Genomic DNA, 24999 nt, shown 5'->3' with positions numbered 1-24999 from the left:
AAATTGCACTCCTTTTCATTGTCGATTACGTTTGTTCCATCCTTTCTCAAACAACGAATGCAATGAAAACGCTTCATACCCTCTTTCTGGTTATTCACATCATCAGTGGTTTTACGGCTTTGCTTACTGGCGTAATTCCTATGATCACCCGTAAAGGTGGTAACTCCCATAACTTCTGGGGACGAATTTATTACTGGGCCATGTTCGGAGTTTTCACAACCACCATTGGCCTTTTTACACTGGATCCCTTCTCTCTGAAAATGCAGTTTTTCCTGCCCGTGGGGGTTGGTAGTTTTTACCAGACCTTTACCGGAAAACGAATTTTATTACGTAAAAAGATAAGCAGCCAACCCGCCCGGCTGGACTGGGCCGCGATGTACGCCGTTAGCTTTTTTGGATTAGTTACCCTGGCTTGGGCCATTCAGCGATTTAGTTCGGGCGACACTTTTCTGGGAATTCTGTTCATCGGACTTACTGCTTTGTGCTTAGGAAGTGGTTTAGCCGATTACCGAAGTTTTTCGGGTCGCGTGCCGCATGAAAAAATGCACTGGTTTTTCACACACCTGGCCCGTATGTTAGCTTCTTATGCAGCAACGCTGACAGCCTTTTTGGTAACGGTAGTTCCCAAGATCTTACCTGCCCAAACGCCTTCTTACGTTTCATTAATAACCTGGATTTTACCCGGCGTAACCGTGGGGATTGTCATCACTTGGTTAGTGAAACATTACAAGAAGAAAATGGGCGTTTCAACAACTGTAGCGGCGTAGCTTATTCTTACCACGGTTTAATTGTTTGCCGCTGGACCTATTCCTATCAATACCTTCGGTTATCCTACAACTAGAGACATGCTGCCAGCGAAAAGCTGGCAGCGATAATGACCACCGTTTAATCTTCTATCACTGCCAACGTAGCCCGGACAGTTTTACCACTGGCAGCCACTCAAACTAGCATTAAACGACTAGAACAGTATAACTTGTCATTAACCCACCCTTTATTCTTCTGCCGCTGCCAGCCTTTTCGCTGGCAGCATATGTTTAGTTCTAAGGTTGGCCAATAGTGCTGCCAGCAGAATCACCACCGTTTCTATCTTTTACCGATGGTAATGTGGAAAACTAATAAACGACGAAGCCCTGATCATTGCTGATCAGGGCTTCGTATTCAATCTTTAATTACGATTATTCTTTCCCTTTATTGAAAACACCATGCGGATCGGCCTTTTGAGAGGCTAGCTGTTCAATGAAGTTGAAATCTAATACCTGTACGTCGATCTGACGGCATTTATGCAGGTATTCCCAGGATTTATCGAAATCATTTCGCAGATATTCCGCGAGGGCTAATTTCATGAAGGTAGTCCCATTGGTCGTATCAATAGTAGCCGAACGATTTAGTAACGTAAACGCCTGATTTAAATCTTCTCTGTTCTTCGTTTGCTGAAACTGGCCAATGTATAACGTCGCCAGATCGTCAAGTAATATTGAATTACTAGAATCGTAGAGCACGCCTTTGGACAACATCCGAATGGCCTGCGAACCGTCGCCTTTCTGATGGCAAACAACGCCTAAGCCCCAGTATGCATCACTGTTTTTTTCATCCAGCAAATGAGCCAGATTAAAGCGGTAACAAGCCGTATCCAGCTCACCTTCTGAGATATACTCCCATCCTCTTTCAGCAAAAAACCGACTGGCTTCGCTTCTAGTTTCAAAGTTTTGATCACAGGCTTTCAGGAAAGCTGCGTCTTCTTTTTTCTGCTGAACAGATTTACTTTTTTCTCCCCATAAGGGTATACAGTGTAACGTAGCAAGATCGCTGTCTTTAGCGGCTGCAGAAGTCGTTGTACTGCTATTGTTTCTGGCTAGGGAATGGTTTTGACTGACGAATTGTGGGGATTGGCCGAATACTTGCGGAAATACCCCTACGATTGTCCATACAATTAAAATGGCTCTCATCGAATTCACTCTCTCCAAATTGGTTCTGAATTTAAACGCTTCGGATCAAGAATAAGTGTCTATTGGATCAGTTTTAACGTAATTTCCCTGAGATTAACCGAAGTAATCAGGATTTTCGTCGCTGTAAAAGGCTGAAAACTAGTCGCTTTCTTAATGTAAAGCGAAAGTACATCAAAGCATGAACTCTACAAAAAAATTGCCCTTCCCAGAACTAAACCTTTTTGCTAAACAGTTTAAGGTCAATGCTTTGGATGAAGCGTTAATCGAAAAAAGAAAATAGAAACCACCGCTGCGAAGCCAATAATACCGGCAGTCAGGAAAAGAGGGTACTGATAGGATCCATATTGTTCGGACAGCCAGCCCATTACCCAGGGCCCCGTAAGTGAACCAAAATTTTCAAACAAACTTATGGTTCCATTGATTTTCCCAGCCGCTTTCAGACCAAAACTGCGTACGATCAACACATTATACATCGTAAAAACACCACCCCAGCTTAAGGCTGCTACGGCCACGGAAGGAATAATTAAATCCCTGGAAAAACTCGCTAACCCCAACGCTCCCAGCATCAAGCCAACGAGACAGGTGGTGAAGAGCGGATATACCGAAACATAATCGGAAAGGAACGAAACGATAAACTTACCAATCAGGGCTAAGGCAAAGTAAAAAGACAAAGTCCAGGCGGCTTCGGGTGAGCCATAACCCATGTTCCTCAAGTGAAGAAAAAGATTGGACACGATGCCGACGATGCCTAGAAAGGTCAAAAAGCCACATAGGGAAATGAGCCAAAACAGCGGCATTCTTAGAGCTTCGGCGTAAGTCTTTCCCTGTTTTACCAAAGTCTTTTCGGGAAATTTTCTTCCATACGGTTCTAATCCAGCTTTTTCGGGCGTGCTCTGCACCAGAAAGGCCGTGTATATCAAAAGGACAAAAGGCACAAAAGCCAGCCAGTGAAAAGCCTGCCGCCAACCCTGCGTTTGGATCAACTGGGTAAGTATGGGGGGAAAAATGGCACTGCCCAGACTGGTGCCAGCCAGGGTAATCCCCAGAGCTAAACCCCTTTTTTCCTGAAACCAGGCTGATACCAGAATCACCACCGCTACCGAGCCCGCACAAACGTAAGCCAGCCCTAGTAATACGTGGATAAAGTACAGAAACGCCAGCGACTGAGCGTACCCATACCCCGCTAGAGCCAGTGTCATAAACGTTAACCCGGCGACTAGTAACCTCTTCACGCCAATTCGATCAATCAGTATACCTGAAAACAGGATAAAAGTAGCCGAGATGGCGTAAGTAACCGTTTCTCTGGACTTGAGCAAACTGCGGCTCAGGCCAAATTCTTTTTGAAGGACTTCGTCAAAAACAGAAAGCGACGAAGTGGTCAATCCGTTGATGGTTACTAAAATCAGCAATCCAGAACCCGCAATGAGCCAAGGATAATAACGAGAAGTATACGTTTGGGTTAGGGTAGATGTTTGCTCCATACCAGCGGGCGGGAATACATGCAAAAGAACGCTCGTGAAAAGTTAAACAGCAGGAAATTCAGATGGTTCCAGCCGGAGGTTACTACCGAAGAAAACTTTAAACAAAGCATTAAAACCTTTCGTTATATTTACAAAAACATAACGAAAGGTTTTAATGCTTTCCGCTATGGTTGGTGTCCGCACCAACTACTTATCGCGAGTCATGGTGGGGAAATATAACGGACTTAAATACATTTTTGACTACTCCTAATTCTGTCCATTAATGGTTAAATATGTTGTTCTCCCGCCTTGGTTAGTGTCCCCACCAACCACTTATTGCCTTAATTAATGGCTGGTGAAGACACCAGCCATGGCGGAAATATCTCTCTGGTTTAATCTAATTCTGGCTACCGATGGTTAATTATGTAGTTTTATTCTGGCTGATTTTCTCCTCTGCTTTGGCTCAGACGGTTTTGAAAGTTAGTGGTGAAGTTGCCCAACCACTTCATCTTCAGGCTACTGATTTGAAAGTCCTGCCGCACGTCGAAATAAAAGCAGCCGACCGTGATGGAAAAGAGCACCGTTATTCTGGCATTCCGGTGATTGAGTTACTCAGGAAAGCGGGGGTTACCGTCGGCGGGCAGTTACGCGGTGAAAACCTGGTTAAGTACACTCTTATTCGGGCAGCCGATGGGTATGAGGTACTATTCGCATTACCCGAGCTAGACCCTGAGTTTTCAAACCGAACGATTATTCTGGCGGAATCAATGGATGGAGCGGCCCTACCTGCTGGTACGGGTCCGTACCGCATTGTAGTTCCAGAAGAAAAGAAACCCGCCCGCTGGATTCGGGAAGTTCGAGAAATTGAAATCCGCTTCGCTAAGTAGCTGTTGTTCCCTTGCCATTTCAGGAAGCTTCGTATCTTTAGTACATCTTCCCGAAATCATTATCCATACTCATCATGACTCGTTCGCTGCCCCTTTTGCTAAGTTTATTACTTATGGGGATAGCTTTCGCCTTCACAACTAACCCGCCGTATGAACTCCAGATTCCTCCTTCGTTTGGCCATCGGTATACTATCCCGGAAGATAACCCCTTAACTGTTGAGGGCGTAGCGTTGGGACGTTTTCTATTCTACGATTCGTTACTTTCTAAAAATAATACGATTTCGTGCAGCAGTTGCCACCAGCAGGCTCTGGCTTTTACGGATGGATTTAACCTCAGCATCGGCGTAAGCGGGCGGCCTACGTTCCGAAATTCCATGTCGCTGGCGAACTTGCTCTGGGTACGGGATTTTTTCTGGGACGGGCATTCAAAAACCCTCGAAGCTCAGGCGTTGATTCCGATGGATCATCCCGACGAAATGGGTTTGGCCCCCGAGAAATCTGCTCAGAAACTTCAGCAAACGAAATTTTATCCGAAACGTTTTCAAAAAGCATTCGGCACCAATCAGATTACGCCGAAACTCATGGCTAAGGCTCTGGCTCAGTTTGAGCGAACCTTAATCTCGGCAAATTCACCATACGATCAATACCTACGCGGAAAATATACCCTGACACCAGCCGAAAAACGTGGTCTGGATTTGTTTATGCGGGGCAGTAACCCAGATCGAGGCATCCGCGGAGCCAACTGTGCTCATTGTCACGGCGGAGCCCAGTTTTTCCAGAATCGTTTTCATAACAACGGCCTCGACGCCTCCCCACTTGATCCTGGCCGGCAGGAAGTAACTGGTTTTGAAGAAGACTTTGCCCGGTTTCGCGTGCCTACGCTTCGGAACATTGCTCTAACTGCCCCTTACATGCACGACGGTCGGTTTAAAACGCTAGAAGAAGTCGTTAATCATTACAGCGATCACATCGCCCAAAGTCGTACGCTAAGTGCTGATTTACGCGGGATGATTTCCTTAACATCCAGCGAAAAGAAAGACCTCATTGCTTTTCTTCACACTCTTACGGATCGGGAATTTATTCGAAACCCGGCTTTTAGTAACCCTTTTTAGAACCCTAAAAAAAAGCCCCGCTGTATCAACAGCGAGGCCTTCTCAGAAGAAATCAATTCCTTATTTTTTCTCTTCTTTCTTCTCTTCCGTTTTAGGCTGAGAAGCTTTGTATTCTTTGTTCAGACCGTCGATGATCTTCTGGGTGACGTCTAATTTAGAATCAGCGAACAGAATACCGCCTCCTTTCTGGAAGCCTAAAACGTACTCATATTTGTTTTCGCTGTTGTATTTCTTGATGTATTCGAAAATGTTATCGTACAGCTTTTCCGTTTGCGTTGAACGCTCTACTGCCAGATCATTAGCTGCTTTCTGACGGTAGTTTTCGAAATCAGACGCTCTTTTCTGTAATTCCAGTTGTTTCGCCTGAGCTTCGGCCGCTAGCATACCACCAGCCCGTTGTTGGAAAATCTGGATTTCACGCTGAATGGCTCCACCTTTCTGGTTTAGTTCAATATCAAGCTGCGTACCTTTTTGCTCGAAAGCTTTCTGGGTATCCTTGAAGAAATCGTAGTTGCTAAGTAAAGAATCCGCATTTACGTATACAATAGGTTTGCCCGCCACTGTCCCCATAGAAGAGCTCGTCGAAGAAGTGCTTTCTCCTTTGAAATGCAGGTAATACAGAACAGCCACCGCCACGACCAACACGGCATTAAGGGCTAATGAAAGGTTTTTCACTGAGATAAAAAGGGTTTGTTATACGATTAGGTCGGCAAAAATAGCCATTTGCCTTGAAGAGACAAGGCCGGTTTCATACAGTATTTCAGGATTTTACGAACTTTCACCAATAATCTTTCGCTTTTTCGCTGTCAGTTTTCACTTTGGGTAAAATCGCCTGACGGCAATAATAGCCACTCATGGAAGCAAATCCCGCCAGCAAAGCTCCGCTCCAGGTTGTTAGGGTTAAGAGACCAATCGTCCCAATGTTCTGAAAGGTTTCGCTCATGCGGGCCGTTAATATCCCCCCGGATCGAAGGTGTTCGTAATAGGCCATGCAAAACCAGAGCAAGGCCGTAGACAGAAATCCGTTCCAGAAGGCTCCACCACCACTTTCACCCTTCCAGGCCGAAATGGCAAATGGAATAATCATTACCGACCACCAGGGCAGAAAATACTGCACCATGGCAGATAACAAAATCATTAATATAAACTGCATAAGGCTTTCCGCAGGAATTAGGCTTGTACTCGTTTCAGGTAAAGGTTCGCGAAAGGTAAAGACGCGAATTCATCGCGTCTAGTCAGAAATGGGGGTAATTCAAAGATAGAAAAACCGCCTCTTACTCAGACGCGATGAATCCGCGTCTCTACGTTTTAGCATTATTCTTTGGTGATTTTCAGGGTACTCAGCACCTTCCCATTATTCTCCTCCAGCGATTTCAGGTATACCAGTTCCTTTAATTCACCTCTCGACCAGGCATTCACCATGTTGTCATAATACGGGCTACCGGGGTTACCCGACTGACCACCGGGATAAATCCCGTAAGCCGTTGGGCCCTCTTTGCCGAGGGCTACCACCATTCGCCACGACGGTCCCCACTTCCCGCGATAGGCATTGGGTACATCGGCCCCACCCCCTGCCTTTACGCCTGTTCGGCCGAAAGCTTTTAAAGGGGGGATCAAATGGGCAATGGTCGATCCTTTGACATTACCCCAGGCCCAGTTTTTGGAAGAATACGTGCCGTATTGCCGATGAAGCGAATCGATGGTAGCTCGGAAGCTAAGCCGAACAATATCGCTTTTGGTTTCTTTCACTTCGGGGGTGGCCTTCAGGTCAAACCACTTTGATTCGGGTTTCTTTAGAATCAAATGCCATAACTGGTCATCCTGCGGTAATTGAATCGGTTTTTTAGGATCAGATTTGAATTCATCCCAGACAAAAAAGGGAAGGTTATCAATCCATTTTTCAAAAATTGTAGCCTCAACCGATGCCAGCGTATACTCGTAATCCCACTGCTTTAAGGCCGTATAAGCCGAGTATTGATTGGCATTTAGGTCTCCGAAGTCAATATCTTCCAACAGCGTGGGTAACAGGTCACGGGCCAGCACGTTGTAAGTATCATTCTGTAAAGCCCGCATGCTATCAGGTGTAGCCCGTTCCATAGCTTCGAGTCGTTCATTAATACGAATGGCCCGGTTAGCTGGGGCAAACCGCCAGTGCAGGTAATAGGGATACGACTGATCCGTCGGTGACTGATTGGCCGAACTCACAAAACCCCGACTGGGGTTTTTCACGTGCGGATTCTGCTCGTGCGGAATCCAGCCCTGCCAGTCGTATTCGGGCTTGGTACCATCCAATAGATATTTACCCTGTTCATCCCATTTCAGCGGAAATTTGCCATTTACCCAAATAGCAATGTCATCCTGATTACTCGCAAAAACGAAATTCTGAGCTGGTCCGACGTAATGACTCAGCGACCGCACGTAATCATCGTAATTCCGCGAACGATTCAGCATGTAAAAAGTCTTGATGGGGTTACCCGGTTCGTGAGCAATCCATTTCAGAGCCAGACTTGGTTTTTTGTCTTCGGGGTAACGGGGCAAGGCCACGGGTCCGTGGTGAGTATAGGCAACGGTATCAATAACGCTAGGCTTTCCTTTGATCTTGATCTCCTCTGCCCGAAACGTCGTTTTATTCCATAACTCATTATACCAATACTCCTGGCGGGACGCATCCTTGAATCGGATGGCATATAAATCCGAAACATCAGCTGCAACGTTTGTCACACTCCAGGCGACGTCGTGGTTGAACCCAATAATAACGCAGGGAGCTCCGGGTAAGGATACACCGTACGCATTGCTTTCGGGTGTAGCCAGTTGAACCTGATACCAGATGGAAGGCAGGGTAAGCCCCAGGTGGGGGTCCCCCGCCAGAATGGGTAAACCCGTAGCTGACTTCTTCCCGGAAATGGCCCAGTTATTCGAGCCAATGCCTTCTACCCGTTGCGGCCAGTCAGTGGGTTCAGCTACGGCTGCGGTTAGTTCATCATATCCTTTGGGCTGGCGAGGAATTGCTTTCCTACGGAAATTCCATCTGGTCCCTTTCGGAATAATCGGGCTTTCGCGATCGGCGTAATCCGGGTATAAATCCTTGAGAACTTCTATCCCGAATTTTTGCAGCAGGTTAGTCATGGCCGCATCGCCATCTTTTGGGCTGGCCAGCGTATGCGTCATTTCCACCATTAATAACATGGACTTCTCGGGAGTCCAGGCTTCGGGCTCGAAACCCAGCATTTTATACTCTACAGGGTAATCTGCCGGACGTAAGTTTTTGAGATAGGCATTGATGCCATCGCTGTACGCTTCCATCACCGAACGAATTTTTTCGTCCTGCTGGACAAATCGCCACGAGTCTTCAGCAGCCTTCATTGAGCCCGTCCGACGTTTGTATAAATCCAGCGGCAGGGCCTGTTCGCCTACAATCTCACTCAATCGCCCGGAAGCGGAACGAATGGTCAGATCCATCTGGAAAAGACGATCCCGGGCCGTTACGTAGCCCTGAGCATAGTAGAGGTCATGGTCATTGGTGGCAAAAATATGGGGTACCCGATTGTCATCATACCGAACAAACACATCTCCCTGTACACCCGGCAAGTGCACTTCCGAATCCAGTAGCTGAATTCGGCGTTCGTTACTCCAAAAGCCCGAAAAAGGGCTTAAAAAAGCTCCCAAAGCAGGTATAGGACGAAAGGAAGTACCCAGGGCCCACAGTAATCCGGCGGTGAGGGCAACACTAAGAACCGCTTTTTTCATGTGATTATACTTCTTTAAATAAAACAGACCTTTTTTCTGCTTTTCCCGTCAGAAAAACAGCACCTACTGAGCCTTTCATCAGGCTTAAGGTAAGGTATGAAATTTAAAAATAGATAATTATTTAAGCACTTCAGCCCCTGGCGAAGTCAACAGAGAAGGATTTTTTAAATAGTTATTTCGGAAAAACCGATTTAGAAAGTGCATTTTTCAGCAGAAACGAGACGTATTCATTTGTTGAATTACGATCAAAAAATCTACCACACGCCTCTAATCCACTAGTTACCAGATCAGTAATCTATTTCAACCAAAACACTTCAGGTCTATTTACTAGACAGGATGAATCCATCAACTGGTCATCCTTTGTACCGTAACCCTTTTACGAAGATTAATGAAATGTACTTACCACCTACCCGATTAAAACAGCGATTCATACACTTCCAGATACTTCTCCGCACTTTTTTCCAGGCTGAAAAAATTCGCCCGTTGCCGAATCTGTTGTTCCAGAGCCTGGGTCGTATACTGATTCATTCCTGCCTGAAATACTTGCTGCATGGCTTCTGCTTCAAAACTACTGAAATAAAAGGCAACGTCCCCTCCCACTTCCGGTAATGAAGTTCGGTCCGACAGAAAAACGGGTTTTCCAAATGACATGGCTTCCACTACGGGTAAACCGAAACCTTCCGCCAGCGAAGGATGCAAAAAAGCCAGACAATTTTTCAGATACCAGCTCTTTTCCTCTTCCAACACCGGGCCCGGCAGATGCAAACGATCCCGAACGCCTAATTGCTCGGCCAGGGCTTTCATTTGGGCTACGTAATCGGGTTCGTCAAAATGCCCCGCAATGATCATCTCTAACTCTGGATTATGCTGGAGCAGAGGAATTAAAACGTGGTAATTTTTCTTGGCATTCAGATACCCCAGTCCAAAAAGAAACGGTCGGCTGGGTCGATAGGACTTGTGATTCAAACCGGGCGTTGCTACCTGATGCAAGCCATTATGAATGACGTACACAGGCTTGTTGCCGACTTCACAATGTTGCAGTAAATCATTTCTGGTAAATTCCGAGATACAAACGATGGCGTCACTTCGATCAATGAGTGTTTGCGTATGGGCCAGACTTCTCAGTTGTTCTTCGCGGGGTTTGCCTTCGTGTAAGACGTTGAGATCATGAACCGTTAACAGCACGTTGGTACTACTGCTGCGATCTTTTCGGGGAATAATTCGTCCTGACTGAAAGGGAGCATGCCATACCCGGCAACCCACCAGAAAAGGTTTCCAGAGCTTATGCCATTTTTTCTCAATGATATGATGATTCTCCGGGGCCTTTTGTAGATACTTTCGGGGAGGTAAATACATTCGCAAAGGCGGCTGCTGCCGTTTTTCCAATAACTTATTTACCTCCAGACTCATATTCAGACAGTAGTGATACAAGCCTGAGTTCGGAAATTTCATTAAACCACAATCAAGAATTATCGAGGACATAAATGTCTTTGATTTATAAAGGGATGGCCCTCCAATGAATCGGCACCGGCTCGTTTCCCTGCTTCTGAACGTCTGTTCTCAACCAGGAAACTACTCAGCACCTTCCGTGGGCTTCTACAGATAGGTTACTCTAGGGATTTATACAAAGTGTATTCTTTCCTATGACACCAATCTGCCAGAAAGTTAGATTGACTCGTACAAATCCTTCTTTGGGTTAACTAACACTTACCTGTCTGCTCTTTGCTTCCAGAAATCATTTCCGGTTTCCATCGCTTTTTAACGCACGAAACTAATACTTTGAAAACTATTTAAATGTTTCATAAACTTTTCGAGGGTTTTGGTGTCCCTTATACTCCCCAGGAATAAAAAACTTTGATCTAATCTATTTATCAGTAAATCAATCTCTTATCGCTAAAAAATCTTTGTTATCTTTAAATAAATGACCGATTTCCTCCGTACGTATGGATCGAAAAATGACAGAAGCCATACATCGCTTCACGCGAAGGCCGTATTTTTGTCTTTCAACCTCTCCTAAAATACATTAATACTCAGTAAGATTCGTTTTAATCTCCGAAGAACTGTATGCATTCGTTGCGTTTGATCCCTGAGATAGCGGTTCTTCACCTCCCAATTTCACGTAACACCAAGTAAATGGAAATTTACAGTCGACTTTTGGGGTATATAAAGCCGTTTCGGAAGTTTGTAATACCCTTTTTTCTCTTCACACTCGCCGGGGTTTTCTTCAGCATCTTTCAATTTGCTCTGATCATTCCCCTGCTGAATTTCCTTTTTGACTCCTCGCACATTGCGGACGAGGCTCAGAAATACGCGGCTCAGCCCGAGTTTTCTTTTAATCCAACGTATTTTAAAGATTATTTCTATTATGTGGTTTACCGCTTCAAGGTAGGTAACCCCATGTATGCTCTGTATTTCTTGGCCGGAACCATCGTAGCCTCGGTTTTGCTGGCAAACCTTTTCCGGTACCTGGCTCAGCAATGCCTGCTCAACGCCCGAACCATGCTGGTAAAACGCCTGCGAGAAGCCTTATTTGAAAAGATTAACCATCTGCATCTGGGTTACTTCACGAAGGAACATAAAGGTGATTTACTTTCCCGATTAAACGGTGATGTTTACGCCATCGAAAGCGTGGCTTCCAGCTCGCTGGAGGTAGTTTTCAAAGAGCCTTATACCCTGATTGGTTACTTCATTGCCCTCTTCGCCATTTCCGCCAAGCTTACCTTGTTTACACTGGTCATTATCCCGGTTTCAGCAATAGGTATTGCCGCCGTGAACAAACGATTGAAGCGGGAAGCTCAGAACGTACAGGCCTCAATGGGTCGTTTATTAACGATGATGGACGAAACCCTGATGGGCATGCGAATCATTCGTTCGTTTAACGCTACTCCATTCATTATCAAACGTTTCAGTCAGGAAAACGACTTTTACCGTCAGGCTAGCATTCAGGGTTTCAGAAGACGCGAGCTGGCTCCGGCTTTCTCCGAAGCTTCGGGTGTGTTTGTAGTGGCCTGTATTCTGGTATACGGTGGTAGTCTGGTATTAAGTCAGGAAGGTGGTTTGCAGGCGAGTTCATTCATTGCCTTCATTGCCATTTTCTCACAGGTGTTACGTCCGGCGAAAGCAATTGTATTGGCCCTGACCAATATTCAGCAAGGCCGGGCCGCTGGCGAACGGATTGTGGAAATTTTGGATAAACCCATCGAGGTAGAGGATCGTCCTGGAGCAATTGATATGCCTACGTTCCGTGAGTCGATAGAGTTTAAAAATGTTTCCTTCCAGTACGGCGAAAAACCGGTGCTTCAGAACCTGTCATTTTCGGTTGAGAAAGGAAAGAAAATTGCTTTTGTAGGACCTTCCGGCGTGGGTAAGTCTACCATTGCCGATTTAATTCCGCGTTTTTACGACGTAACCGACGGTCAGGTTCTGATTGACGGCGTTGACGTTCGGGATTACAAATCAGAATCCTTACGCAGTCACATGAGTTTCGTTTCACAGGAGATTATCCTTTTTAACGATTCCATTTTTAATAACATCGCTCTTGGTCGGCCCGATGCTACGCTGGAAGAAGTCATGCACGCGGCAAAAGTGGCCAACGCTCACGAATTTATTATGCATACCGAGAATGGGTACGAAACCAATATCGGAGATCGGGGCATTCGTTTGTCAGGTGGCCAACGTCAGCGTTTAAGTATTGCCCGGGCGGTTTTCAAGAATTCTTCCATTTTGATTCTGGATGAAGCTACCTCGGCTCTGGATACCGAATCCGAAAAGTCAGTTCAGGAAGCGTTGGATAATCTGATGCAGGATAAAACGACCATCGTTATTGCTCACCGATTGAGCACCATCAAGGAAGCCGATGAAATCATTATTCTGCAAAACGGTCAGATTATTGAACGCGGTAGCCACGACGAATTAGTGGAGGTGGAAGAAGGCCTTTACCGCCGCTTGACAATGTTACAGCACGTGTAAATTCCCGACTATTCATAAACTATTCATAAACGGAAAGAGCCTCGCCGATCAAATCGGCGAGGCTCTTTCCGTTTTCTACGTATCTAAACTAAGACGGCATCCTGATCGGTTTTGACGAAATCGTAAAAGCGGATGGACATTCGCTCCATATCATTGAATATACTTTCCTGGTAAGCGTCCTGAATAACGGGATCTTTAAAGTTCTGGTAATACAGATGGAGAATGATTTCCGCCAGTTCTTCCATGCTATCGTAGTAATGGCTAAAGCAGGATAAATCCTTGTTGGACGCGTATTTTCGATTCAGTAAAAACGGTTTTTTATATCCCAGCCCTAAATTAAAAGTGCCGGAAATCCGGGTATTGCCATAAAAACCATTGGCTTCGCTATTAATCAGTGGCAACATCAAATCGGATTGCTGAATGTACGAGTGGAACTCATTGTATTCCAGCTGATAATCAAAGGTTTTAATTTGTGAATGCCACAAACCCGAATCCGCTAAAGCCGTTACCAAATCTTCCCGTTCTTTGAATTTACCGAGAAAAATGAATTTAATGTTTTCGGGAAATTTATGTTTTGAGATGTAATTCACCAGCGAGAGATAATCCCTCCGTTCCACCGCAACCGTTCCGGGAATCGTAATCCAGTACTCGTTCGCTGGTTTCATCGGAGCTAACACCTCTACTTTTGGAAAATAGATGGGATAAAACGAAGAAACATGATACTTAGGCAAGGGATCAATCTCAGTTAGCAGGTAATCACTTAAGACCAGGTATTTCTTGATTTTACGATACAATACCTTCGAGAACGTTGAGCTATTTTTAAGTTTCCTGGCATTATGGACCAACCCGATTGTATTCTTTCGAGGTAATACCAAACTCAGATTTCGTACCACTTTTATTTCGGTGGTATTGATAATGATGGTATCTATTTGATGATCAGCAATGTATTTTCTGATCTTGATAAAGGACTGTATTTGCCGGAAAAAATTCAGATGATCGGGTAAATCCAGGATTCCGCTCAGTTGCAGACTCTCAGGTAGCAAACGCACCAATGATTCATTACAAGCGACGTGTACTTCACTATGGTTGTGCGTCAGGAAGTGAACCGTTGAGTAAATGCATTCGGCATGCGATCCCCCCAGTTCTATGATTAATACATTCATGGATCCGCTAATTTTCAACTAATCCTACCAACGTTTTCGGGTATTCTCAGGATTGAATCCTCTTACATCAGGCCAGAAATTACGCTCTAGGTGAGTTTCCAAGGTATCCCGCAGGGGTTGAGGTGGAAAATAGCGAGCCATGGCGGCATTCCAGTGAATTAATTTTCCGCAAAGGAAGTGCTACAAGTAAAGTTTTGGTCATGGTATAGAGGGTGAATGAATGAGGCAACAATTTAATTGACTGTCAATAAATTAACAAACAAACATATGACAATTTTCTAACGCATGAACCATCTGGATACGTTTGAAAATTAGCTAGCTTTTACTAGCCCCTTAGAACGAAAGCAGGATTCATTCTTGCCTGACACTCAATCCATAAAAAACGGGAGCTTCGTCACCGAAACTCCCGTTCACTGCTGAACATCTCTCGTTCTATTTTTTAAGTTTTTCCTGAAATAGCTTCAGAATCCGCTTGTATTCGTCCATCCAGCTTGTGGGTTCTACAAAACCGTGATCTTCCATTGGATAAGCCGCCAGTTCCCAATTTTCCTTACGAAGCTCGATTAACCGTTGCGAAAGGCGTACGGCATCCTGAAAATGTACGTTTACATCAACCATGCCGTGGCAAATCAACAGGTTATCTTTCAGTCCCGCCGCATGATAAATCGGAGAACTCCGACGATACGCCAGTGAGTCATTCTGAGGTTCGTTCAGGATGTTTGCCGTATACCCGTGGTTATATGCTGCCCAGTCCGTTACGGGCCGCAGAGCTGCTCCGGCGTGAAAAGTACCGGGCTTGGTAAAGAGAGCCATGAGCGTCATAAAGCCGCCGTAACTGCCACCGTAGATGCCCATACGTTTCGGGTTAATACCCACTTTCTGCGTCAGGTACTTTGCCCCATCTATGTGATCGTCAAGGTCTTTCCCGCCCATGAAGCGATAAATACCCGTCCGCCAGTCGCGGCCATAACCCGCTGATCCACGATAATCCATATCCAGAACAGTATACCCTTGTTCCAGCAGAAGGTTATGGAACATGTATTCCCGGAAGTAACTACTCCACCATTTGTGGGCGTTTTGCAGGTAACCCGCTCCGTGTACGAAAACCACGGCTGCTCCATTTTTCTTTTTAGGAACGTATAATCGAGCATATATATCCTGCCCGTCGCTGGCTTTGATGGTAATGATCTGGGGGGCTTTCCAGTCGTAAGATTTGAATTCTTCAGTAAGCGAATGGGTAATCTTCTCCGCTTTTGCGGCGGCCTGATTGTCCTGAAGGTATAATTCCCAAGGTTGCGTCGTGCTGGAATAACGGATCAATAACTTCGATTCATCGGGCGATAAAGTCACGTCATTTGCTCCTACCATCGAGGTTAGTTTCGTCCGTTCGCCACCCGTGGTTGCCATTTTATACCAGTGCTGTTCGCCGGGATGCACCTCATTCGACTGAAAATAAATGGTCTTTTTATCTTTGGAAAGATACGTTTGCTGCACTTCGAATTTTCCGCTGGTTAACTGCTTTTTCTCGTTCGTGCGAAGGTTTACACTGTACAGGTGCGAGTAACCCGTCGCTTCAGACTGATACAGCAAGGTTTCTTTATCCAGCCAGGTTAAGGAATAGGAACCAGGACCACCAACCCAGGCTTCGTCCCGCAGACGATCCAGCACTTTCAGTTGAGCTTTGGCCGGGTCAATCTGAGCGATCCAGCGATCTTTGTTATCCTGCGAACGAACAATGACCACACCATAATCGCCCTCTTCCGACCAGCTTGTTCCGTAAAACTGCACCGTTCGGACTTTGGGCTTCGTGCTTTTAGCAGTGGTATCCGCTTTTTTCTTGGCGTATTCCGCCAGGTAAGCTGGTTGTTCGCTGATACCCGTTAATTCTTTCGTGCTTACTTCCCGAATGGTATCTTTTTCAATGTCATAAATGAAAAGCTGATGAGCCGCCATGGGTGCCCCTACTTTCGAACGACCCGAAATGTCTTCCGTAAAACCTGATTCAGTGACGTAATTAGGGACGATGGTATTCTTCACGCCAGTCGCCGATTTCATCAACTGAAATGTGACAAATTTACCGTTCGGGGCGTAGGTTGGAGCCATCAGGTTTCGCTCTTCCAGGTAAAATTCCTTCGGACGTTTAGCTTGATTGGCTTTCGTGATTTTCTCGGCTGCTTTCTTTTTATCAGCTCGTTCTTTCAGGACTTCAAACATGGCTAGCTGATCGTTTTTCAGCCATCTTTCTTCTTCACTGACTTTAGCCTCCGCCTTTTTACTACCGGGTAAAAAGTTCGTTACCTGCGTTACTTCGCCCGAAGCCAGGTTCATCGTAAACAGGTTCATGCCGCGACGGAAGATTACCTGCCGCTCGTCACTGCTAAAGCTGGGGTTACTCTCCGATTCAACGGTATTTGTTAACTGACGAATCTGTTTCGTAGCCAGGTCAAGGTAGAACAGATCACCGTTTTTTTCGTAAACCTTAACCGTTTTCGTCCGGTTATACAGCCCCGACTGGCTCGGCATCCGCAGCCGATCCTGCGGGCTCACTTTAGTGATTTTTTTCGTATTTAACTCGTACGCGTATAAAGAATCGCCGATTGCTTTTTCGGGATTCCAGGAAAAATAGACTTTAGAACCATCTTCAGCCCAAAACGGATCGCTGGGAGCAACGCCCATCCACTTGGGATCACGCATGATTTTTTCGACCGTCAAAGGACCTAGTTTCTGGGCAAAGGAAGAGGCCACGGGCAAGCTTAGCAGAAGACCCACTGCCAAAGCCCGCCGAAAAGACAGAATAGACATAATTTTGTTGATGGGAGTACCGTACAAATCGCTTAAAAATAGCAGATTACCCTTAGCTTCATCGCTATTCCTCGACTAAATCTTGTTTTTCTTTGTCAATACTAGGTTTTTATAAAACGTACCTCATCCATTTTACTGGTAGCTAGGGGCTTGTTTTTCAGGATTACTACTGGATACCAAGGCTTTTTGCGACCTTTGTATTTCGTTTGGAAAGAAAAAGAAGATGACTTTCGAAGATTTTAACCTGAACCGGCAGTTACTGAACGCCATTGAAGACGCAGGCTATCAGCAACCTACGGAGATCCAGCAGCAGGGTATCCCCATTGTTTTGGCGGGTCACGACCTGCTGGGTATTGCTCAGACCGGCACGGGAAAAACGGCAGCCTTTGTGTTGCCCATTCTCTATAAAATTAAGTACGCCCAGGGCACGGCTCCGCGGGCGTTGATCCTCGCTCCTACCCGGGAGTTAGTCATGCAGATTGGCAATGCCATTGAGCAGCTCAGTAAATATACCGATTTACGAACCCTCTGTATCTATGGAGGATTAGGGCCGAAAACGCAAATTGAAGCTCTGAAAGCCGGCGTTGATATTCTGGTAAGCACACCTGGTCGGTTTATGGACTTATACCTTCGCGGTGACATCATTACGAAGGAATTAAAAGTAATGGTGCTAGACGAAGCCGATAAGATGATGGACATGGGTTTCATGCCCCAGATTCGCCGGATTCTGGAAATCATTCCGCGTAAACGGCAGAATTTGTTATTCTCGGCTACGTTCCCGGAAAAAGTAGAGAAATTCTCTTTTGAGTTTCTCGAATTTCCAACCCGCATCGAAGTAACGCCACAGGCCACCACGGCCTCTACGGTAGAGCAGGTTATTTATTCGGTTCCTAACCTGCATACGAAGATTAACCTCCTGGGTTATCTCCTGAAAGATCCGGCTTTGCAGAAGGTTATGATTTTTGTGCGTTCAAAGGAGGTAGCAGACAATATTCATAAGTTTATTTCCCGTAAGATTTTCTCGGAAGACGACGTTCGGGTCATTCACGCCAACAAAGGCCAAAATACCCGCATTAACGCAATGCAGGCTTTTCGGGATAACCAAATCAAGGTATTAGTAGCTACGGACGTAGCCTCCCGAGGCATTGATGTGCAGGAAGTAACGCACGTGATTAACTTCGACGTGCCCCTGATTTATGAAGATTATGTGCACCGCATTGGTCGGACGGGACGGGCTTTTCATACGGGTACTGCTATTACGTTTGTGACGGAAGCAGAGGAATATCACATAGAAAAGATTGAGAAAATCATTGGTCAGGAAATACCGATAGAGTTTCTTCCTGAAGAAGTTGAGGTAACGAATACGCCTTTCAGCGAACGTCAGGATATGCTTCGGGAAATGGACGATCAGCGGAAGAAAGACGACCCGACCTTTAAAGGAGCTTTCCACGAAAAGAAGGTTCAATACTGGCAAAAAGCGAAGCCCACCGGAAGAGGTGGAAACGCCAAATCTGGTTCACCCAAACCTTCGGGCGGACGACCTTCAGGAAAGTCTACGGGTGGCAAGAAATCCAGTTCTGGTCCCAAGCGAGGACGGCGGTAGGATGTTGGTTGTAATGGTTATTAGTTGTTCGTTTAAAATTTATATCCTACGCTCTTTCGGATTTGCAATCCGAAAGCCCTCTATTAGGGATTTATAATCCCTCCGCCATGGTTGGTGTCCTCACCAACCATTATGCTTTATATTAATGCCTGGTGAAGACACCAGCCATGGCAGGAGATTGGCGTATAGTCGCATCCAACGTTTACCCCGGGTTTTACCCGGGGCTATTCATGTTCAACCCTTCCGGGGTCATGATTCCCATTTCCAAACCTCTTACCTACCTTTATAGGTTTCCAAACTCCAAACCGCAGCGGCAGCCGCTCAAAACCCATTTGCCATGGTTGGTGTCTCCACCGACCATGCCGAAGTTAGCAACTTCAAAACATCTCAATCTCCATTTTTTGTCCCGGCCAGACCCCAAAAACCTCTTCTGCTTTTTTATACCGGTACGAAAAAATCTCCCGCAGTTTTGATTTGACCAGAATGGCATACGCCAAATCTCCAAGAACCCAGAAGGGAATGCGAATATGAACAATGTCCGTCATTTCGACGCCGCCTTCAATTTCCCGAAAATGGTGCTGATGATGCCATAAACTATAGGGCCCAAAACGCTGCTCATCCACGAAATATTTCTGGTCTTCTACGTGCGTAATTTCCGTCATCCAGTACAGCGGAATCCCCAACAACGGCGTTACAGTATATTCAATGATTTGTCCGGCGTACATTCGTTCGCCGTGATAGCGACTTCTGATATCAAACCCCATGCTGGAGGGTGTAATATCTTTCAGATTTGCGGGTTTACTAAAAAAATCCCAAGCTTGCTCCAGCGTAACGGGCAGTTTCTGGATCGTTTTGAGTGAGTATGTTTTCGACATAAAGAAGGCTATAGCTTACGAACAAATTACCAAATCAAAAGTTATTCCAGACCAACCTTCTGATTTGAACTTTTCGCCGGAAAGGTAGCTTTGCCTAATTTAGGCTGTTCATTTAAAAGTTTTATTCATCATGACCGCACTGGAAATCGTTCAACAGTATTACACCTACTTCAATCAGCAAAATTGGCAGGGCATGCTAAGCCTCGTTTCCCCAGACATTCGGCACGAAGCCAATCAGGGCGACGTTCGAATTGGAATTGAAAAGTTTACCGAGTTTCTTCAGCACATGGATACCAGTTATGAAGAAACCCTGACGGATCTGGTTTTCCTGAGTGAACCTACAAACACGCGGGTTGCTGCAGAATTCGTAGTAAATGGCGTTTATAAACAGGGTGAAGAAGGATTACCCGAAGCTCACGGCCAGAAATACGTATTACCCGCCGGGGCTTTTCTGGAAGTAAAAGAAGGCAAAATCACTCGGGTAACTACCTATTATAACCTGCCCCTCTGGATTAAACTTGTTTCTGAATAGTGCAATACATTACCAAAACAGGCCAGGCCATCGAGCAGGTTTTCGATGACCTGGCCCAGCTTCGTATTCGGGTTTTTCGGGATTTTCCCTACCTCTACGAAGGCTCCATAGCTTACGAAAAAGAGTATCTGAAAACCTATACCCAGGCCGAACGATCGTTTTTATTTGCGGTGTACGATCAGGACCGAATGATTGGAGCAACGACCTGTATTCCGCTTGAAAACGAAATGCCTGAAGTGCGGGAGCCTTTTGAGCAAGCAGGCATGGACGTCAGCCGGATTTTTTATTTCGGTGAAAGTATTCTGTTACCTGAATACCGGGGCCACGGCTTAGGACATCGTTTTTTCGACGAACGCGAAGCTCATGCTCAAAGCTACGGAACCTTTGAAATGGCCTGTTTCTGTTCGGTAGTAAGGCCTGAAGATTACCCGGCTCGTCCGGCGGATTATCGCCCGCATGATGTTTTCTGGAAGAAGCGGGGGTATCATCAGGAACCCGCCTTGCAAAGCAAAATGGAATGGCCTGACTTGGGAGAAACTGAATCGACGGCCAAATCCATGATTTACTGGATTAAACCCATTCCACCCACCTCTAAATTAGTCTCGCATTGAACGTTACCATTGCCGCTGCCCAATACCCGATTACTGAACATAAAAGCTTGTCTGACTGGCGGGTTCATACCGAAGGCTGGGTAAGCCGGGCAGTTCAGCAACAGGCCGAGATACTGGTCTTTCCTGAATACGGTTCGATGGAGCTGGTCAGCCTGTTTTCTGAGGAAATCCGGCAGGATATTCGTCGGCAGGTGCGGGAAATGGATGCTCTGAAAGTAGACTTCTGTCAGACATTCGCGGATTTAGCTCGCCAGTATAAAGTCGTAATCGTCGCACCCAGTTTTCCAGAACTGGTAGGGCAAGAGTTATACAATCGAGCTTATGTTTTTTCGCCGAAAGGACTCATTGGTTATCAGGATAAGTTTTTCATGACTCGTTTTGAGAATGAAGAATGGGGCATTGCCAGTGCTCCTAAATACCTGAGCCTGTTTGAAGCAGACTGGGGAAGTTTTGGCATTCAGATCTGTTATGATTCAGAGTTCTCCATCAGCTCTCAATTATTATGTTCTTTGGGAGCTTCTGTAATCATAGCTCCAAGCTGTACCGAAACCATTCGTGGAGCCACGCGAGTGCACGTCGGTTGCCGGGCCAGAGCTTTAGAAAATCAGTGCTATACCGTCGTCTCGCAGACCGTAGGTAATGCACTCTGGTCGCCCGCGGTGGATATTAACTATGGCTTTGCGGCCTTTTACACTACCCCCGACAAGGGCATGCCTGAAGAAGGAATCATTGCCACGCATACGCCTCAGGCCGAAGAATGGCTGATACAAACCCTGGATGTGTCAAAAATTCAGGAAGTTAGAACCGACGGACACGTCTTCAATTTTAAGGACCATAAGCAGTTGCACATGGGCTTTATGGAAGATCAGGTGAAGATTCGGCGATATACGCTATAACAGCGTAACTCCTGTCGCCTTTTCGATAGCACTCCAGATGACTTTTACGGCGGCGTTCCAGGCTTTTTCAATGGTTACTTCAAGAATTCCCCGGAGTGTTTTCAGGAAGTTAAGCACCATGTCTTCCAGACCATCCAGAAAAAATTCGCGGGTTTCTGGCGTAATATCACCCGTCAGAATACCCGCCGAAACTAACGCCGACTGCTGGGCAATGGCCTTTAGCTGACGCTCCTGAAAACCCCGAATGGTGGTCAGGTCTTTGCCTACAATTTCGGAGATGGCCGTTTTCAAATCGGCTATGAGTTGAGTAAGGTCGAGGGCCATTAGCGTTCCAGAGCGTTTTCGTAGGTTAATGCCTGATCCATATAAATTTTTATCTGGCCTTTAAAAGCCTGTACTTCCGTAAGGGTTACCCCCTGTTTCTGATCGGTCTCCCGCATTTTCACCAGCGTGGTATAAATTCGCTCCAGAGCCGTCGCACTCGGAATTTCTCCTTCTTCCAGCACCGGAATTCCTTTTTTCTTCAACGCTTCATTCGCTTTCTGACGAACCTTATTCCGGGGAGTAAAGCGGGCGTTTGCCTGCGTAACCAGAGCATCGAAACTACCAATCAATTGGTTGTAATAAGGCTCCCGATTCGCATAGGTACTCTGTTTTGTACCGAGGGCTACCATCGCGAAAAATTCCATGGTTGCCTTATTCTGAGCAGTAATACCCGTTACTAGCTCCTGGTTATAACTCGGTGCTAACTGTACGGTACAGCTCGAAAAGCTGCCCAGAAGTAAAAGGAACAAGCCGCAGACTCGGGCCAATTTTAGCAGGGATTTCATGAAAAGATAACGTCAGGGTCTGTAGCCAAAGTAAGCCCGTTTTTAGCGAAATACCTTCACATTTCCCCCGGCAAATTCCAGCCATTCCCAAATATCTCCTAACTTTCGAGCCACTAAATCGTTTTTGATTTAATTATGACGCACCAATACGACTTCCTTGTGATTGGTTCGGGTATTGCCGGACTAAGTTATGCTACTAAATTGGCCCGTTACTTCGAAAGCCGCCAGGAACCTGTTTCCATTGCAGTAATCACCAAAGTACAGGCCGATGAGACCAATACCAAATACGCTCAGGGCGGTATTGCCGCCGTTTGGTCGAAGGAAGATTCTTTTGATAAACACATTGACGACACGATGGATGCCGGAGACGGCATTAGCAATCGCAAGATTGTGGAAATCGTCGTTACTGAAGCTCCCGCCCGCATTCAGGAGTTAATCGACTACGGCACCCGCTTTGATCGCCACGGTGAAGAATACGATCTGGCCCGGGAAGGCGGTCACTCCGACCACCGGATTCTGCATTTCAAAGACATCACCGGAGCCGAAATTGAGCGGGCCTTGCTGGAAGAGGTACAGCGGCACGACAGCATTACCATTTTCACGCACTATTACGCCGTTGAGTTAATCACCCAGCACCATTTGGGCGAAACGGTTTATCGCTACCGACAGGACATTAAATGTTTCGGAGCATACGTTTTAAATACTCAAACGGGCGAAGTGGATAAATTTCTGGCGAAAACCACCATGCTGGCCACGGGCGGCATCGGTAATATTTACCAGAGCACCACCAATCCTACCATCGCTACGGGAGACGGCATTGCGATGGCCTATCGGGCTAAGGGCATTTGTGATAACATGGAGTTTATTCAGTTCCATCCGACCAGTTTATACCAACCCGGCAAAAAACCTTCGTTCCTGATTTCGGAAGCCGTTCGGGGCTTTGGCGGCGTGCTGAAAAATGCGGACGGTTCGACCTTCATGGAAAACTACGATCCACGATTATCGCTGGCTCCCCGCGACATTACGGCTCGGGCTATTGACTCCGAAATGAAGCGAAACGGTACCGATCATGTCTATCTGGACGTTCGGGATACGGATTATGAGAAGTTTCTGGAACACTTTCCAAACATTACCCAACATTGTCTTGATCTGGGCATTGACATTCGAACGGACATGATTCCCGTCGTTCCAGCTCAGCATTACCTCTGTGGTGGCGTTCGGGTGAATGAACACGGGCAGACGAATATTCTTTTTCTGTACGCCGCAGGCGAGTGCTCCTGCACGGGCTTACACGGAGCGAATCGACTTGCATCCAACTCTTTACTGGAAGCCGTCGTTTTCGGTCACCGGGCCTTTTTAAGTACCATTGAGCATTTACACAAAGCGGTAATTCCCGCCAACGTTCCCGACTGGGATGATTCAGGTACGACTCATCCCGAAGAACAGGTACTGGTCACCGAAATGACGCGGGAATTAAACAGCATCATGGCTAATTACGTGGGTATTGTGCGAACCAACCGCCGTTTACGCCGGGCTTACGAACGCGTCGAGTTACTCTATAGGGAGCACGAGCAACTATACCGTGAATCGAAAGTTTCCGTTCCTATTTGTGAATTACGTAACATGATTAACGTTTCGTATCTTGTGATAAAAATGGCCATGTCCCGCCGCGAAAATGTAGGGCTGCATTATAATTTGGATAATATCAAGTGAGTTTCGAGTTTGGGGTTTTGAGTTATGCTGACGTTGATACTCTTAACCAAAGCACTTCTGTAACTTCCAACCCTAAACTCAAAACCCCAAACTTTCCTCGTACTAGTATCTAAAAACGTATCTCCATGCTTTCTTTAACTAAATTCAGAATCTTGATGGGGCTGGGCTGGCTTTGCAGCCTTTCGGCCTTTGCTCAGACCAACCTGGATGTGAATGCTTTCGAAGGAAAACTCAGCAGCAAACCCCAGGTACTTGACGTTCGGACGGCTTCTGAGTATGAGCGGGGTTATTTACCCAACGCTCAAAATATCGACTGGAAAAAACAGGACGCCTTCGCTGAGCAAGTTGCCAAACTTGATAAAAATAAACCTGTACTGGTGTATTGTTACTCCGGCGGACGTAGCGGTCAGGCCGCCGAATACCTCGCCAAGGCGGGTTTCAAGGAAGTATATAACCTCGACGGTGGCTACCTGAAATGGACGAACGCCAACAAATCCGTTATTGCTCCAACCGAACGTCCGGCAATGATGCCTGCTCCCAAGGGCAAAGACGTATTAGCTCAGACCCTCAAGGATAACAAAGTAGTACTGGTTGATTTTTATGCCGTTTGGTGCGGACCCTGCAAGCAACAGGCTCCTATTCTGGAAAAACTAAAACATGACTGGGCCGGGAAGGTAACGATTCTAAAAATCGACGCCGATCGTGATCCTGATGTCGCGAAGCAGTACAAAGTGGATGCTATTCCTACACTGTTATTATTCAAAGACGGAAAGCCTGTTGACCGGATGATTGGTTTACGGGATGAAGCCAGTTTACGAAGAGATGTAGAAAAAATCCTATAACCCCAGGCCGA

Annotated in this window: 21 protein-coding genes; 10 read left to right on the top strand and 11 right to left on the bottom strand. The window is 46.2% G+C overall.

Features of this window, described 5'->3' with window-relative positions:
- Positions 1-62: 62 nt before the first annotated feature.
- A complete protein-coding gene (locus tag QE357_RS03335) occupies positions 63-767 on the top strand; it encodes a hypothetical protein (protein WP_309705802.1) in 705 nt (234 codons plus the stop codon).
- A 408-nt stretch (positions 768-1175) separates the two neighbouring features.
- On the opposite strand, the gene QE357_RS03330 is transcribed toward QE357_RS03335, so the two are convergent.
- Together QE357_RS03330 and QE357_RS03325 are read right to left on the bottom strand one after the other, a co-directional pair.
- Positions 1176-1946 (bottom strand): hypothetical protein, encoded by a 771-nt coding sequence (locus QE357_RS03330; protein WP_309705800.1) that lies wholly within the window; start codon positions 1944-1946, stop codon positions 1176-1178.
- A gap of 239 nt (positions 1947-2185) precedes the next feature.
- The gene (locus tag QE357_RS03325) at positions 2186-3427 is read right to left on the bottom strand and encodes an MFS transporter (protein ID WP_106636786.1); all 1242 of its coding nucleotides are present in this window, start codon (positions 3425-3427) and stop codon (positions 2186-2188) included.
- A gap of 392 nt (positions 3428-3819) precedes the next feature.
- Between QE357_RS03325 and QE357_RS03320 the strand changes: the two genes are divergently transcribed.
- Together QE357_RS03320 and QE357_RS03315 are read left to right on the top strand one after the other, a co-directional pair.
- Positions 3820-4293 (top strand): molybdopterin-dependent oxidoreductase, encoded by a 474-nt coding sequence (locus QE357_RS03320; RefSeq protein WP_309705797.1) that lies wholly within the window; start codon positions 3820-3822, stop codon positions 4291-4293.
- 74 nt (positions 4294-4367) lie between these two features.
- The gene (locus QE357_RS03315) at positions 4368-5405 is read left to right on the top strand and encodes a cytochrome c peroxidase (protein WP_309705794.1); all 1038 of its coding nucleotides are present in this window, start codon (positions 4368-4370) and stop codon (positions 5403-5405) included.
- Positions 5406-5465: 60 nt separating this feature from the next.
- On the opposite strand, the gene QE357_RS03310 is transcribed toward QE357_RS03315, so the two are convergent.
- The 4 genes from QE357_RS03310 to QE357_RS03295 all read right to left on the bottom strand — a co-directional run bounded on the left by QE357_RS03310 (position 5466) and on the right by QE357_RS03295 (position 10634).
- Positions 5466-6080 carry an OmpH family outer membrane protein gene (locus QE357_RS03310; RefSeq protein WP_106636783.1) on the bottom strand — a complete coding sequence of 205 codons (615 nt, stop codon included), beginning with the start codon at positions 6078-6080 and terminating at the stop codon, positions 5466-5468.
- A gap of 103 nt (positions 6081-6183) precedes the next feature.
- The gene (locus QE357_RS03305; RefSeq protein WP_106636782.1) at positions 6184-6558 is read right to left on the bottom strand and encodes a hypothetical protein; all 375 of its coding nucleotides are present in this window, start codon (positions 6556-6558) and stop codon (positions 6184-6186) included.
- A gap of 161 nt (positions 6559-6719) precedes the next feature.
- Positions 6720-9152 (bottom strand): penicillin acylase family protein, encoded by a 2433-nt coding sequence (locus tag QE357_RS03300; RefSeq protein WP_309705792.1) that lies wholly within the window; start codon positions 9150-9152, stop codon positions 6720-6722.
- A gap of 414 nt (positions 9153-9566) precedes the next feature.
- Positions 9567-10634 carry a glycosyltransferase family 1 protein gene (locus QE357_RS03295; RefSeq protein ID WP_106636780.1) on the bottom strand — a complete coding sequence of 356 codons (1068 nt, stop codon included), beginning with the start codon at positions 10632-10634 and terminating at the stop codon, positions 9567-9569.
- A 651-nt stretch (positions 10635-11285) separates the two neighbouring features.
- Between QE357_RS03295 and QE357_RS03290 the strand changes: the two genes are divergently transcribed.
- Complete coding sequence (locus tag QE357_RS03290; RefSeq protein ID WP_106636779.1) at positions 11286-13121, top strand: ABC transporter ATP-binding protein; 1836 nt, start codon at positions 11286-11288, stop codon at positions 13119-13121.
- Between the two features lie 83 nt (positions 13122-13204).
- Here the strand turns inward: QE357_RS03290 and QE357_RS03285 are convergent, their stop codons facing one another.
- Together QE357_RS03285 and QE357_RS03280 are read right to left on the bottom strand one after the other, a co-directional pair.
- Entirely contained in the window at positions 13205-14284 is a 1080-nt protein-coding gene (locus QE357_RS03285; protein ID WP_106636778.1) for a hypothetical protein, read from the bottom strand.
- A gap of 432 nt (positions 14285-14716) precedes the next feature.
- Positions 14717-17086 carry a prolyl oligopeptidase family serine peptidase gene (locus QE357_RS03280; RefSeq protein WP_409050226.1) on the bottom strand — a complete coding sequence of 790 codons (2370 nt, stop codon included), beginning with the start codon at positions 17084-17086 and terminating at the stop codon, positions 14717-14719.
- Positions 17087-17309: 223 nt separating this feature from the next.
- Here QE357_RS03280 and QE357_RS03275 point away from each other — a divergent pair, with 223 nt between their 5' ends.
- On the top strand, positions 17310-18689 hold the full coding sequence (locus QE357_RS03275) for a DEAD/DEAH box helicase (protein WP_309705788.1): 1380 nt from the start codon (positions 17310-17312) through the stop codon (positions 18687-18689).
- A gap of 377 nt (positions 18690-19066) precedes the next feature.
- On the opposite strand, the gene QE357_RS03270 is transcribed toward QE357_RS03275, so the two are convergent.
- Positions 19067-19564, bottom strand: coding sequence for an SRPBCC family protein (locus QE357_RS03270; protein WP_309705786.1), 498 nt, complete (start codon positions 19562-19564; stop codon positions 19067-19069).
- A 130-nt stretch (positions 19565-19694) separates the two neighbouring features.
- Here QE357_RS03270 and QE357_RS03265 point away from each other — a divergent pair, with 130 nt between their 5' ends.
- Genes QE357_RS03265 through QE357_RS03255 form a run of 3 tightly spaced genes read left to right on the top strand, consistent with a single transcriptional unit; the run spans position 19695 to position 21603 of the window.
- Positions 19695-20096 (top strand): nuclear transport factor 2 family protein, encoded by a 402-nt coding sequence (locus QE357_RS03265; protein ID WP_106636775.1) that lies wholly within the window; start codon positions 19695-19697, stop codon positions 20094-20096.
- Positions 20096-20707 (top strand): GNAT family N-acetyltransferase, encoded by a 612-nt coding sequence (locus QE357_RS03260; RefSeq protein ID WP_309705783.1) that lies wholly within the window; start codon positions 20096-20098, stop codon positions 20705-20707. Before QE357_RS03265 ends, QE357_RS03260 begins: the two co-directional genes overlap by 1 nt.
- A complete protein-coding gene (locus QE357_RS03255) occupies positions 20704-21603 on the top strand; it encodes a carbon-nitrogen hydrolase family protein (protein WP_309705781.1) in 900 nt (299 codons plus the stop codon). The genes QE357_RS03260 and QE357_RS03255 overlap by 4 nt, the downstream gene beginning before the upstream one ends.
- Here QE357_RS03255 and QE357_RS03250 read toward each other — a convergent pair.
- Positions 21598-21927: a hypothetical protein gene (locus QE357_RS03250; RefSeq protein WP_309705778.1), complete on the bottom strand. Its 330-nt coding sequence runs from the start codon at positions 21925-21927 to the stop codon at positions 21598-21600. The genes QE357_RS03255 and QE357_RS03250 overlap by 6 nt on opposite strands.
- Positions 21927-22433 carry a hypothetical protein gene (locus QE357_RS03245; RefSeq protein ID WP_309705777.1) on the bottom strand — a complete coding sequence of 169 codons (507 nt, stop codon included), beginning with the start codon at positions 22431-22433 and terminating at the stop codon, positions 21927-21929. The genes QE357_RS03250 and QE357_RS03245 overlap by 1 nt, the downstream gene beginning before the upstream one ends.
- A 135-nt stretch (positions 22434-22568) precedes the next feature.
- Between QE357_RS03245 and nadB the strand changes: the two genes are divergently transcribed.
- Together nadB and trxA are read left to right on the top strand one after the other, a co-directional pair.
- Positions 22569-24146 (top strand): L-aspartate oxidase, encoded by a 1578-nt coding sequence (gene nadB / locus QE357_RS03240; protein WP_106636770.1) that lies wholly within the window; start codon positions 22569-22571, stop codon positions 24144-24146.
- Positions 24147-24271: 125 nt separating this feature from the next.
- Positions 24272-24988, top strand: a complete 717-nt coding sequence (gene trxA / locus QE357_RS03235; protein ID WP_106636769.1) for a thioredoxin — start codon at positions 24272-24274, stop codon at positions 24986-24988.
- Positions 24989-24999 lie beyond the last annotated feature (11 nt).

It is taken from the genome of Siphonobacter sp. SORGH_AS_0500 (assembly GCF_031453245.1).
Lineage (GTDB): Bacteria > Bacteroidota > Bacteroidia > Cytophagales > Spirosomataceae > Siphonobacter.
Note: the sequence above shows the minus strand (reverse complement) of the source record. Positions and strands in the feature narration are given on the sequence as shown.